At 30.6% G+C, this 12,994-nt stretch carries 11 protein-coding genes and 3 other annotated features; of the genes, 1 reads left to right on the plus strand and 10 read right to left on the minus strand.

Annotated elements, in window-relative coordinates; all coding sequences use genetic code 11:
• Positions 1-193 precede the first annotated feature (193 nt).
• From pheT to ytxC, 10 genes are all read right to left on the minus strand, one after another.
• Positions 194-2,572 carry a phenylalanine--tRNA ligase subunit beta gene (gene pheT, locus CLTEP_RS02085; RefSeq protein ID WP_066821923.1) on the minus strand — a complete coding sequence of 793 codons (2,379 nt, stop codon included), beginning with the start codon at positions 2,570-2,572 and terminating at the stop codon, positions 194-196.
• A gap of 57 nt (positions 2,573-2,629) precedes the next feature.
• The gene (gene pheS, locus CLTEP_RS02090) at positions 2,630-3,649 is read right to left on the minus strand and encodes a phenylalanine--tRNA ligase subunit alpha (RefSeq protein WP_066821925.1); all 1,020 of its coding nucleotides are present in this window, start codon (positions 3,647-3,649) and stop codon (positions 2,630-2,632) included.
• Positions 3,650-3,791: 142 nt separating this feature from the next.
• Positions 3,792-4,011, minus strand: a binding site (T-box leader).
• Positions 4,012-4,094: 83 nt separating this feature from the next.
• A complete protein-coding gene (locus CLTEP_RS02095) occupies positions 4,095-4,880 on the minus strand; it encodes a TrmH family RNA methyltransferase (protein ID WP_066821927.1) in 786 nt (261 codons plus the stop codon).
• Between the two features lie 18 nt (positions 4,881-4,898).
• The gene (locus CLTEP_RS02100) at positions 4,899-5,558 is read right to left on the minus strand and encodes a potassium channel family protein (protein WP_066821929.1); all 660 of its coding nucleotides are present in this window, start codon (positions 5,556-5,558) and stop codon (positions 4,899-4,901) included.
• An 11-nt stretch (positions 5,559-5,569) separates the two neighbouring features.
• Complete coding sequence (locus tag CLTEP_RS02105; protein WP_066821931.1) at positions 5,570-6,919, minus strand: TrkH family potassium uptake protein; 1,350 nt, start codon at positions 6,917-6,919, stop codon at positions 5,570-5,572.
• Between the two features lie 107 nt (positions 6,920-7,026).
• Positions 7,027-7,389 (minus strand): 50S ribosomal protein L20, encoded by a 363-nt coding sequence (gene rplT, locus CLTEP_RS02110; RefSeq protein ID WP_066821934.1) that lies wholly within the window; start codon positions 7,387-7,389, stop codon positions 7,027-7,029.
• Between the two features lie 29 nt (positions 7,390-7,418).
• Entirely contained in the window at positions 7,419-7,616 is a 198-nt protein-coding gene (gene rpmI / locus CLTEP_RS02115; protein ID WP_066821937.1) for a 50S ribosomal protein L35, read from the minus strand.
• Between the two features lie 18 nt (positions 7,617-7,634).
• On the minus strand, positions 7,635-8,162 hold the full coding sequence (infC, locus tag CLTEP_RS02120) for a translation initiation factor IF-3 (RefSeq protein WP_084364550.1): 528 nt from the start codon (positions 8,160-8,162) through the stop codon (positions 7,635-7,637).
• Between the two features lie 20 nt (positions 8,163-8,182).
• Positions 8,183-8,307, minus strand: a sequence feature (ribosomal protein L20 leader region).
• A 64-nt stretch (positions 8,308-8,371) separates the two neighbouring features.
• Complete coding sequence (gene thrS, locus CLTEP_RS02125) at positions 8,372-10,285, minus strand: threonine--tRNA ligase (protein WP_066821940.1); 1,914 nt, start codon at positions 10,283-10,285, stop codon at positions 8,372-8,374.
• Between the two features lie 222 nt (positions 10,286-10,507).
• Positions 10,508-10,742: a binding site (T-box leader), on the minus strand.
• A gap of 32 nt (positions 10,743-10,774) precedes the next feature.
• Positions 10,775-11,923, minus strand: a complete 1,149-nt coding sequence (gene ytxC / locus CLTEP_RS02130) for a putative sporulation protein YtxC (RefSeq protein ID WP_066821943.1) — start codon at positions 11,921-11,923, stop codon at positions 10,775-10,777.
• A gap of 128 nt (positions 11,924-12,051) precedes the next feature.
• Between ytxC and CLTEP_RS02135 the strand changes: the two genes are divergently transcribed.
• Positions 12,052-12,750 carry a DUF6873 family GME fold protein gene (locus CLTEP_RS02135; protein ID WP_066821946.1) on the plus strand — a complete coding sequence of 233 codons (699 nt, stop codon included), beginning with the start codon at positions 12,052-12,054 and terminating at the stop codon, positions 12,748-12,750.
• Positions 12,751-12,994: the final 244 nt, after the last annotated feature.

The following is a 12,994-nucleotide window of genomic DNA, read 5'->3' on the forward strand; positions in this document are numbered from 1 at the left end:
TCTAGTCTTCCTCAATTATTTAAACCTCCTCAAACAATATAAATTAGTATTCCACTAATAATATTCGTTGAGTACATATACATATTTATAACATTTTAATGCGAAGAATTTTTAATCTTTAGAGCTGACACAATATATTCTATTTTTATAAAAAGATGTTTCCCTCTATTTGGAAAACATCTTTTTATAATTATTATCTTAATTGAGCACCTAATTTATATTCAAGTGTCCTCAATATCTTATCATGTACTTTGTTAACTTCTTTATCTGTTAATGTCTTATCACTTACTCTGTATACTATAGAATAAGCTATGCTCTTCTTACCTTCTGGAATCTGTTTACCCTTATAAACATCAAATAATTTATAGCTTTCAACTATATTTCCTCCAGTTTTTGCTATTATATCTTCTATATATTGAACTAAAACAGTATCATCCACAAGAATAGCAATATCTCTTGTCACTGCTGGGTATTTAGGTAGTGGTGTATACTTTTTATCTAATTTTGAATTTGCATACAAAATATCTAAATCAATTTCTGCAATATAGCATCTTTCTTCAACTCCATAATTTTCACACACATCTGGATGTATTTCTCCTAATACACCTATAAATTTATTTTTAATATAAATTGCAGCAGTTTTTCCAGGGTGGAATGATGGATTATTTTGTTCTCTTTCAAATTTAATTTTATCAATTCCTAATGCATCAATAATATTCTCTACAACACCTTTTAAATTGAAATAATCTACTCCTCCATACATACCTATGGTTAAAATATTTTTTTCTTCTGGAAGTTTATTTTCGTCTTTATTAGGTATATATATTTTTCCAATTTCAAAAAGTCTAGCACTTTCGTTACTTCTAGTATAATTTCTTGACATTGCTTCCATCATAGAAGCAATTGTGGTTGTTCTCATTATACTAAAATCTTCTCCTAAAGGATTCTTAATCTTTACAACATTTCTTAAGTTGCTTTCAGCAGGAACTAAAATTTTATCAAACACTTTTGGACTAACAAATGAATAACTTATAGATTGATTTAATCCACTGTTAATCAAAGTTTGAATAGTTTTGTCATCTAAAATTTGTTTTTGACTTTTTCCACCTCTAAGAGTTTCACTACTAGGTATTGTTGCTGGAATATTATTATAGCCATAAAGTCTCGCAATCTCTTCTGCTATATCTTCCTTTATGTTTATATCGACTCTAAATGTAGGTACAGAAACAACCAAATTATCATCTTTGATTTCTGTTTTTAGCTCTAATCTGTCAAGATATTCTTTCATTTTTTCTTTATCTATGTTAGTACCCAAGAAACTATTTATCCAATTTGCATCAACAGTAATTGTATGTTCTGAAACATTTTCAGTATAAATATCTATACATCCCTGCATAATCTCACCAGCACCAATTTCCTGTATTAAATGACAAGCTCTATCCATAGCACGTTTAACACCATTAATATCAATCTCTTTTTCAAATTTTGATGATGCATCTGTTCTCAAAGCTAATTTGCTTGTTGTATTTCTTATGTTTACAGCATCAAAACTAGCACACTCTAATACTACTTCTGTTGTATCACATTTGACTTCTGAATTTTCTCCACCCATTATACCTGCTAATGCAATGGTTTTTTCTCCATCTTTTATGCACAGAATTTCTTTATCTAATGTTCTTTCTATTCCATCTAATGTTGTAAACTTTTCTCCATTCTCCGCTCTTTCAACTACTATTTTATTAGACGTTATTTGTCTTCTATCAAAAGCATGTAATGGCTGACCTAATTCAATCATAACAAAATTAGTTACATCTACTATGTTATTTATAGGTCTAATACCTGCTTCAATAAGTCTTTCCTGCATCCATTCTGGGGAAGGTTTAATATTTACATTTTTAATTCCTTTAGCCATATATCTTTTGCATAATTTATCTTGAATTTCTACACTAATTTCATTTTCTATATTTTCAGCACATGAAGCTTTGTATTCTACATTAGGAATTCTATACTCTTTTCCTAGTGTAGCAGCAGTTTCTCTTGCTATTCCTATAATTCCTAAACAATCTGGTCTGTTTGAAGTTATTTCAAAATCAATTACTGCACTCTCAAGTCCCAATACTTCTTTAATATCCTTGCCAACAGGAGTATCAGAAGGTAATATCATAAGTCCTTCAATTGGTTTTCCATCTGCTATGCCCAATTCTTCTTCTGAGCAAAACATTCCATTTGAAACTACTCCTCTTAATTTTCCTTTTTTTATTTTAAGCCCACCATATAATGTTGAACCATGTAATGCTATTGGAACAATATCATTCTCTTTCATATTCTTAGCAGCTGTCACAATTTGAATAGGTTCTTCTTTTCCAATATCAACTTGGCAAATAACCAATTTTTCAGCATCTGGATGAGGCTCTATCTTTAAAATCTTTCCAGTAACAACCTTTTGAATCTCTTGACCACTTATTATTACTTCTTCGACTTTAGAACCACTTAAAGTTAACTTATCTGCCAATTCCTGCGGTGAAATATTTATATCTACATAATCTTTTAACCATTTAACAGGTACTTTCATTTTATAGCTACCTCCCTAATTTTTTCCTTGAATATTATACTTGAATATTATAATTGCTTAAAATTGATTTAAGAATCGCATATCACTTTCATATAAAAGCCTAATATCATCAATTCCATAATTAAGCATAACCATTCTATCTAATCCAAATCCAAAAGCAAATCCACTATACACCTCTGGATCAATACCACAATTTCTAAGTACATTAGGATGTACCATACCGCATCCTAACAACTCTATCCATCCATTTCCTTTACAAACTTTACATCCCTCTCCATTGCAAACAAAACAAGTTGCATCCATTTCAGCTGATGGCTCTGTAAACGGAAAATGATGAGGCCTAAATTTAGTCTTCATATTTTCACCAAACATCTTCTTTGTGAACAACTCAAGTGTTCCCTTCAAATCTGCAAAAGTAATTCCTTTATCAATAACTAATCCTTCAATTTGATAGAATATTGGAGAATGAGTTGCATCTACAGCATCTGAACGATAAACCTTACCTGGTGCAATCATCTTTATTGGAGGTTTTTGCTTCTCCATAGTTCTAATCTGAATTGGTGAAGTCTGTGTTCTTAAAACAATATTATCACTTATGTAAAATGTATCTTGTTCACCCCTTGCTGGATGATCTTTTGGAATATTCAATGCTTCAAAATTGTAATAATCATACTCAACCTCTGGCCCTTCTTCGATTGAAAAACCCATAGAAATAAAAATATCTTTAATCCTATCCAATGTTAATTCTAATGGATGTTTTTTACCTATGAATTGTTTTTTGCCAGGCATCGATATATCAATAATTTCACTTTTTAATCTCTTCTTTTTTTCTTCATCATTAATCTTTTTTATAGCATTTTCTAGCACTTCTTCAATAGATGTTCTAACTTCATTTGCCATTTTACCTACTATAGGTCTCTCTTCTTTTGAAAGTTTGCCCATACCTCTTAGTATTTGAGTCAATTCACCTTTTTTACCTAAATATTTTATTCTTATTGCTTCAAGTTCTTCTTTAATTTTTGCATTTTTCAATTCTTCTAATGCAGAATTTTTAATCACATTCAATTTTTCTTTCATGTTTACTGCTCCTTTCTAAAAATAATCACCAATCGCTAATCTCCAATATCCAGTGAACTCGTTTTACTAAAGCAAAACACATGACTTTATGAATTTTGGAGATATAATATTTATAATTTATAATCAAAAAGATAGCCCATCCCAAAGGGACGAACTATCTCCGCGGTACCACCCTATTTAACATATAATTAAATATATATTCTCTTAAAAAGATATCGGATTTACCGCTAATTGCTACTCTAGTTCACAATTAGAACTCCGGAGTGAACTTCGGTACAATGTAAACATAAGCAAACTCTCAGTCAATGATTTACTCTCCCTTTAAGCACATTTGTACTTACTCTCTCCATCATAGTTTAAATATTAAGTTTACCTCTTTTATAATAACAATTATTTTAATTTTCATAATCTATAAGAGTTATTATAACTTTATTTTTTAAAAATTTCAATTGTATATTTTTTGTCTAACAACTTCATACATCATAACTGCAGCAGCAACAGATGCATTTAACGATTCAGCATTTCCTGGCATAGGAATTTTACATATCATATCACTTAATTCATATACTTCTTTGCTTATACCATTTCCTTCGTTTCCAACAGCAATTATTATATTATCAGTCAAATTTAGCTCATAAAAATCCTTATCAGCTCCAAGTGAACTAGTTACAACTTTAAAACCTTTGCTTTTTAAGTCATTTACTAGTGACAAATCCAAATCCTCAAATACAGGTATATTAAATATAGAACCCATCGTTGATCTTAAAGTCTTTTCATTATATATATCAACAGTACCTTTAGTGACAATCACACCTGAAGCACCCGAAGCATGTGCTGTTCTAATAATTGTTCCTAGATTCCCCGGATCCTGTATCTTATCTGCTAGAATATAAAATCCATATTTAATTCCTTCATCAACAGTCCTATTTTCGACTATAGCCATTATACCCTGTGGATTTTTTGTGTTGCTTATGTTGTTAAATACAGTATCATTAACCAAATAGATTTTTGTTCCATCACATACTTTTCCATTAAGTGCATTTTGTTCCCATTTTTCTTTAAAACTGTTACTTATTATTATAGAACTAACATCAAAACTTGAATTTAATGCTTCCTCAACAAACCTTAAACCCTCAACTACAAACTTGTTTTCTTTCAATCTATGTTTTTTTATCTTTAACTTTGAAATAAGCTTTATTAAAGAATTGTCCCTACTACTTATTACTTCCAAAACAAATTCCCCTTTTCACTATTCTATTACATGTTCCAATTTGTTTAAATCCTCAATACTTCCTATAGCTACAATTATATCTCCAGATTCAATTTCTTCATCAGCTGAAGGAGAAACATCTATCTCATTATTCCTCTTTATCGCAACAACATTTATACCATATTTACCTCTTAATTGCAATTCAATCAAGTTTTTGCCTGACCAACTCGCAGGACTAACAAATTCAGCAATACTATAATCTGATGAAAGCTCAATATATTCTAGTATATTAGAAGATACTAAATTGTGAGCAACCCTTGCTCCCATATCCTTTTCAGGGAAAATAACCTTATCTGCTCCTATTTTTCGTAATACTTTTGCATGCATAGCATTATTAGCTTTTGTAATTACATGTTTCACCCCTATTTCTTTTAGGAGCAATGTAGCCATTATACTAGCTTGAATATCTTCACCTATGCTCACAACAGCAACATCAAAATTTCTAATTCCAATTGCTCTTAAACTATTTTCATCTGTCGCATCAGCTTGAACAGCATGAGTTACTGTATCAGCTATATTTTGAACCTTTTCTTCACTCGAATCAAGTGCAAGCACATCATTTCCAAGTTCAAACAATGTTTGAGCAACAGAAACACCGAATCTGCCTAAACCAATAACAACATATTGCTTTTTACTCATTTAATTCACCCCTATCCAACTAATATCTTATCTTCAGGATATCTTATAGATGCATTTCTTTTTTTACCAAATGCCAAAGCCAACGTTAATGGCCCTACTCTACCAACATACATTGTAATACTAATTATTATCTTACCAATAAAACTCAACTTTTGAGTAAGTCCTAGTGATAGCCCAACCGTACCAAATGCTGATGTAGCCTCGTATAATAAGTCTTCAAAAGGTGCAGTCGATTCAGTAATTGACAAAATCATTGTAACTGTAACAACCACGCCTAAGCTTATAACTATAATAGCAAATGCTTTATAAACAGTGTTTTTACTTATTCTTCTTTGAAATAGCTCTGTATCCTCACGTCCTCTTATAACAGAAATAACTGTAACAAACAATACACCGGCTGTAGCTGTCTTAATTCCACCAGCGGTCGAACCCGGTGAACCACCAATGAACATGAGTATTATTGTTAAAAATTTACTAGCATTAGTCATATCTGTAGTTGAAATGGAATTAAAACCTGCTGTCCTAGGTGTAATAGCTGCAAATAGCGAAGATAATATTTTTTCCTTAATTGATTTTCCCATTATTGTATTGGGATTTTTCATTTCAAACAAAAACATTAATATAGCTCCAATTACTATCAATACTGCAGTCATAAGTAACACTAGCTTTGAATGAAGCGATAACCTCTTACTCTTCTTATAATTATATATATCTAACCATACATAAAATCCCAATCCTGATACAACTATAATAGAAGAAATAGTAAGCATTATTACAGCATTGTTTGAATACCTTGTGATACTACTAAAATTTCCCATCAAATCGAATCCCGCATTACAAAAAGCAGATACAGAATGAAATATACTATAATAAATTCCTTTTATCAATCCAAATTCTGGTATGAATTGAGTTGAAAGAAGTAATGCTCCTATACCTTCTACAAGGAACGTAAAAACAAGTATGTATCTTGCCATCTTAACAAGACCAGATAATGAAAAATAATTCATAGCTTCTTGCATTACTAATCTTTCTTTTAATGTGATTTTTTTACCAAATAATAAGAAAATAAGTGTAGCAAATGACATGAAGCCTAATCCACCTATTTCGATAAGAACTAAAATAACAGTCTTCCCAAAATAACTCCAATAAGTCCCCGTATCTAACGTTACAAGACCAGTAACACATACAGCAGAAGTAGATGTAAAAATACAATCCAAAAAATTAGTTCTCACACCATTTTTAGAAGCTATAGGTAGACTTAACAAAAAAGCACCTGTAAAAATCAATATGGCAAAACCAATTGCCAATATTTGAACAGGCGTAAATTTATTTTTGAATCTTTTCTTAGTTATACTAAACATAAAAACCACCTCATATGAGAGCCATTAATATATGCTTTATTATATCATTGTATATAGTTTTGTCAAAGATAAAATAAAAAATGCAGTAAAAACTGCATTTCAATAAACTATTTTGCTTGTAATTGACCTTTTGCAACCTCAACTAATTCTGCAAAAGCCTTTGGATCATGAATTGCAACTTCTGAAAGCATTTTTCTATTCATATCTATGCCTGCTAATTTAATTCCATTCATAAATCTTGAATATGAAAGACCATTCATTCTAGCAGCAGCATTAATTCTAGCAATCCATAATTTTCTAAAATCTCTCTTCTTTAATTTTCTACCAATAAAGGCATTTCTCATACCTCTTATTACTGTTTCATTAGCAACTCTGAATAATTTACTTCTTGAACCATAGTAACCTTTTGCAAGTTTCAAAACTTTCTTATGCTTTTTACGAGCGTTAACAGCTCTCTTAACTCTTGCCATATTTTTCTACCTCCTCGTGCCCATCTCTACTATAGATATGGTAATACTTTCTTAATTGTTTTCTCTTGACTTGCTGAAATCAGCCCAGATTTTCTAAGATTTCTCTTTCTCTTAGGAGATTTCTTAGTTAATATATGGCTCTTGTAAGCTTTTGCTCTCTTGAACTTTCCTGTTCCTGTCTTCTTAATTCTTTTTGCTGCACCTCTATGTGTTTTCATTTTTGGCATAATAATTCCTCCTCACCTTTATGCTTTTTTAGGAGCCAATATCATTATCATATTTCTGCCTTCCTGCTTAGGGTGTCTCTCAACAATGCAAACATCCTCAAGCTTTGAACAGAAATTTTCTAATATTTTCTTCCCTATATAAGAATAATCGGCTTCTCTACCTCTAAATCTTACAGTAACTTTAACTTTATTTTCATCTAGCAAAAATTTTCTAGCTCTATTAGCTTTAATATTTATATCATGTTCTTCAATAGTTGCACTCAACCTTATTTCTTTAACATTTATAACCTTCTGTTTCTTTCTAGCTTCTTTACTCTTCTTTGTCTGTGCATAAAGAAACTTTCCATAATCCATAATCTTACAAACAGGCGGTTTTGCTTCTGGAGCGATTAGAACTAAATCCTCTTCTCTCTCATCAGCAATCCTAAGTGCTTCCCTTGAAGACATAATACCTAACTGCTCACCGCTATCACTAATAACTCTAACTTCCGAAAACCTAATATCCTCATTTAAGAGGGTATCCTTTTTTGTACCTATGACATCCACCTCCTAGGCTTATAACCTATATATAAAAAATAAAACGGACAGCACTGCCGTCCGCAACATACACTATTACTAATAAAAGTACCAAGCGTATTTAACCTTACTAGCCTTGCTGTAAGGTGAGAAACGACAATTTCTTCTTACCTCGCTCACATATTAACTTATCAACAGTGTCTATTCTACTACGTTATTTTGATATTGTCAACAATTTTTTATAAATTATTTTTTCTTTCTCTAATTTCTTCTAAAATGTTTTCAATAAATTTATTTAACTCAATTGCTCCAATATCACCTTGTTTTCTGCTTCTTACTGCTATTTGTTTGTTTTCCATCTCCTTATTACCCAATATAATCATGTATGGAATCTTTTTAAGTTGTGCTTCTCTAATCTTGTAACCAATTTTCTCATTTCTCAAATCGAGTTCTGCCCTAATACCAACTTCTTTTAATCTATTGTAAACCTCTTCTGCGTATCCTTTTTGAGCATCTGTAATATTCATAATTTTTACTTGTACTGGAGCTAACCAAGTTGGAAATGCACCTGCATAATGTTCAATTAATATTCCTATAAATCTTTCAATACTTCCAAATATAACTCTATGAACCATTACAGGTCTATGCTTTTCTCCATCTGATCCAACATACTCAAGTTCAAATCTTTCAGGCATCTGGAAGTCAAGCTGTATTGTTGCACATTGCCAAGTCCTACCTAGACAGTCCTTAAGATGTATATCTATCTTTGGTCCATAGAAAGCTCCATCGCCTTCATTTACCTTATATTCTTTTCCTAATGAATCAAGAGCATTCATTAAACTACTTGTAGCAATTTCCCAATCTTCATCGCTTCCCATTGAATCTTCTGGCCTAGTAGATACTTCAATAAAGTACTCAAATCCAAACACTTTATAAAAATCATCTACAAGTTTCATTACCCCAACTATCTCATCTTTAATTTGTTCTTTAGTCATGAAAATATGAGCATCATCTTGAGTGAAACATCTAACTCTCATCAATCCATGAAGTGCTCCTGATAGTTCATGTCTGTGAACAAGCCCTAATTCACACAATCTTAATGGAAATTCCTTATACGAATGCATAGAACTCTTATAAACTAATATAGCTCCTGGACAATTCATAGGTTTGATTGCATAATCTTCACCATCTATTTTTGTAAAATACATATTTTCCTTATAATGATCCCAATGACCTGATCTATGCCATAGAGCTTCATTCAATATAATTGGAGTTTTTATTTCATTATACCCTGCTTTAACATGCATCTCTCTCCAATAATCCTCAAGAACATTTCTAAGCACCATTCCCTTTGGGTAGAAAAATGGGAACCCAGGACCCTCTTCTAATACACCGAATAGCTCCAATTCCTTACCCAGCTTTCTGTTATCCCTTTTTTTAGCTTCTTCTAACATATGAATATATTCTTCCAATTCACTTTTCTTAGTAAATGCTGTTCCATATATTCTCTGAAGCATTTTGTTCTTTTCATTACCTCTCCAATAAGCACCAGCTAATGATAAAAGTTTTACAGCCTTAACCTTCTTAGTAGATGGAACATGTGTACCTGCACACAAATCTACAAATTCTCCCTGTCTATAAAAAGATATTACTGCATCTTCTGGTAAATCCTCAATAAGTTCAACCTTATAAGGTTCCCCTTTTTCTTTCATAAACTCTATTGCCTTATCTCTTGGAAGTTCAAATCTTTCTAATTTTAGATCTTCTTTTACTATTTTCTGCATTTCTTTTTCTATATTTTCAAGCATTTCTGGAGTAAAAGAAAATTCTGCATCAAAATCATAATAGAATCCTGTATCAATTGCTGGACCAATTGCCAATTTAACATCAGGATATAGTCTTTTTACAGCTTGTGCAAGTATATGTGCAGCTGTATGTCTCAAAGTCCACTTTCCATCCTCATCATCAAATGTTAATATTTCTAGTGAACAATCTTCATTTATTTCAGTCATTAAATCTTTTCTTTCACCATTTACCTTTGCTACCATTGCTTTTTTGTAAAGTGCTGGACTGATTTTCATAGCAATATCACTTATTTTGATTCCATTTTCAAATTCAATAACCTTTCCATCTTTTAAAGTTACTTTAACCATATTATCACCCTACCTTTCCTTCTCTAATTTAGGCATTTGAAAGAAAATAACAAGTCAAAGATGCGACGTATATTTTGTGAAATACAAAGAGTTGGGTTCCGCTGATAGTAGGTCCTATCAACGGGTTCCGACGATGAAGTAGTTCGCAAAATAGACTAGCATACTGACTAGTTATTTTTTTGAAAATGCCTTATTATTAGATAAAACAAAAACTCCTCCCAAACATGGGACGAGTATATCGCGATTCCACCCAAATTGACAACATAACATTAAAATTACCGTATTCATGCTGTCCACTCAATGCTTTTAACGCTTGCAAGCGAAAATGCCTACTACTTAGTTCAGCATATAACTCAGAGGTGGTTTTCAATAAAACTTATTCAGAAAAACTTACAGCCTATGGTTTTTCCTCTCTGTGAACAGTACCTTATCTACTCTTCCTCTTCATAGTCTTTAAAATATATTATTAATTTTAAAAAAATTATATTACTAATCAAACCTATTGTCAATACTAAAACTATTCTTCTTTAGCTTATTCTTTGATTTTTTATCATCACTGTTCATTCTAGGTACAAGTCTATATTTTGTATTGTGTTCACTATTAAGATTAACATCACACTCATTATTCGCCTTAAGGCTAGCCTCAATATCAGACTTTGGCCCAATATTAGATTCATTCTCAAACTCACTACACTCTCTAAATTTAGCCTCGTCATCCTCGTCATCAATATTAAACTTAATATTAGAGTCAATAAAATTATTTTCGCACAATTCGCATCCATCACAAAATGCTAATCTATCTAAAAAAACATTTTTAATAGTTTCAATCATTTCCTTATTTCTACATCTTTCAGCCCCATGTATTATGACGCGTTTAGGTGCATTAGTTATCAATCCACTAATTATAACATCTTCGATATTTGCGATTCCTGTAAAATTTGACTCTTTTAAACCATATGTCATAAGTTCAAATATATTATCCCCTTTTTTATCCGTTATGTCATAACTTCCATCTCCATTAATTATTATATTCACTTCGTCTATTTTACTTTCTTGAATATCTACAAAATATCGTAATAACTTTACAAACTCATCATATTCCTTTTTCATCATGTATTCTTCAATTACTTTATCGACTACTGAATATATCTCATATTTAAATTCTTTTATCCTGAACGTGAGGAATCCGTTAATGTTGATTATTTCATTTTCTTTAATGCAATCAATTATTTTTGACAGAATTTCATTCTTTCTGTTTATATAGTATATCATTTCTCTATCTACTATTTCACCTTCACACAGTAAAGCTCTTTTTATCATAAATTTTATTTTTTCAACTTCACTTACCCTTAGAAAAAAATAATTATCGAATATGTATTCATCAATATAAAAATTAACAAATTTATCTATAGCCATTCTATATAAATAATTAGCGAAATATAAATTAAATGTATTTTTGATATTTTCACTTTTGTCCAATTCATTACAATATATTTTAATAAAATGCATATTATTGCTTATACTTTCTGAAAAACCTATTTTAATATTCTTGAATTCAAATAATTCTTTTATTTCATTGATTGCTGCATTTATTACATCTTCAATTTCTCTATTATATACTACTGTCAATAATAACATTTCTCACACTCCTTGATAATAGTATGTGTTATTAAATAATGTATATACAAAATAAAATAAACAATTATCGACAAAATGTATTGAAAATTTTTAAATGTATTTCTACAATTATAGTTGAGGTGAAAACAATGAAACACGTATTAGTTGATTTCAGAATAGATAGCGAAGAAACAAATTCTTTAGAAAAATTAAATTACAATATAATAAAATGTCCTCCTTGCAATAGATTATATGAAGCTGTATGTGGACACCCAGATATGTTATTACACAAAATTGATTATGAAAATATAATTGTGCATAAAGATATGCCATCACATTTCATTAATTTACTAAAAAAATTAAATTACAATGTAATAAAAAGTCATTCAATTTTAAAACCTATTTATCCACACGACATACTCCTAAATGCCGTTAATTTACATGATTACTTTATACATAAATTGTATAACACTGACATAGTTTTAAAAAAATTTGTTAAGAACAAAACTCTTATAAACGTTAAACAAGGATATACAAAATGTTCAACAGCAATAGTAACGGATACTGCTATCATTACCAGTGATCCATCTATAAATGCTGCTTTAAGCAACACAAAAATCGACATCTTATTTTTGCCCCCAGGAGATATACTTTTACCTGGTTTAGATTATGGATTTATAGGTGGTACTTGTGGACTTCTAGATGATAATCATTTAGCTTTCTATGGTAATTTAAAATATTATAAATATGGAAAAGAAGTGATTAAATTCTTAGAAAAACATAATGTTGAACCAGTATTCCTTAGAGAAGGTAAACTAGTAGATAGAGGAAGCATTTTTAGAATATAATTAAAAACAAAGGAAAAAGGAGTAGTAATTAGGACTGAGATTAGAAGCTAGGATTAAGCTCCAACTTTTATTACATATTTGCAACTTGAGAGCTAGTATCTGTTTGAGGTACTAGAGGCTAGGTTTTAAATATCTAACTAAGTCACAATTTGGTTTGGCGATTGGTGATTTCAACGTTGAGTTAAAGAACTGGAAACCTCAAAGAGCTATGCATTGGCAATTTTTGCCAATGTATAGTCCCCCT

The organism is Clostridium tepidiprofundi DSM 19306, assembly GCF_001594005.1.
Taxonomy (GTDB): Bacteria; Bacillota; Clostridia; order Clostridiales; family Clostridiaceae; genus Clostridium_AC; species Clostridium_AC tepidiprofundi.

Coding starts and splice junctions, on each gene's coding strand:
- thrS (WP_066821940.1), bottom strand. CDS start 10,285: ATGGTTAAAGTAACTTTAAAAGATGGAAAGGTTATTGAATTTGAAAAT.
- CLTEP_RS02105 (WP_066821931.1), bottom strand. CDS start 6,919: ATGTTTAGTATAACTAAGAAAAGATTCAAAAATAAATTTACGCCTGTT.
- pheS (WP_066821925.1), bottom strand. CDS start 3,649: ATGAAAGAAAAATTGAATGTGATTAAAAATTCTGCATTAGAAGAATTG.
- rplT (WP_066821934.1), bottom strand. CDS start 7,389: ATGGCAAGAGTTAAGAGAGCTGTTAACGCTCGTAAAAAGCATAAGAAA.
- ytxC (WP_066821943.1), bottom strand. CDS start 11,923: ATGTTATTATTGACAGTAGTATATAATAGAGAAATTGAAGATGTAATA.
- CLTEP_RS02135 (WP_066821946.1), top strand. CDS start 12,052: ATGAAACACGTATTAGTTGATTTCAGAATAGATAGCGAAGAAACAAAT.
- pheT (WP_066821923.1), bottom strand. CDS start 2,572: ATGAAAGTACCTGTTAAATGGTTAAAAGATTATGTAGATATAAATATT.
- rpmI (WP_066821937.1), bottom strand. CDS start 7,616: ATGCCAAAAATGAAAACACATAGAGGTGCAGCAAAAAGAATTAAGAAG.
- CLTEP_RS02100 (WP_066821929.1), bottom strand. CDS start 5,558: ATGAGTAAAAAGCAATATGTTGTTATTGGTTTAGGCAGATTCGGTGTT.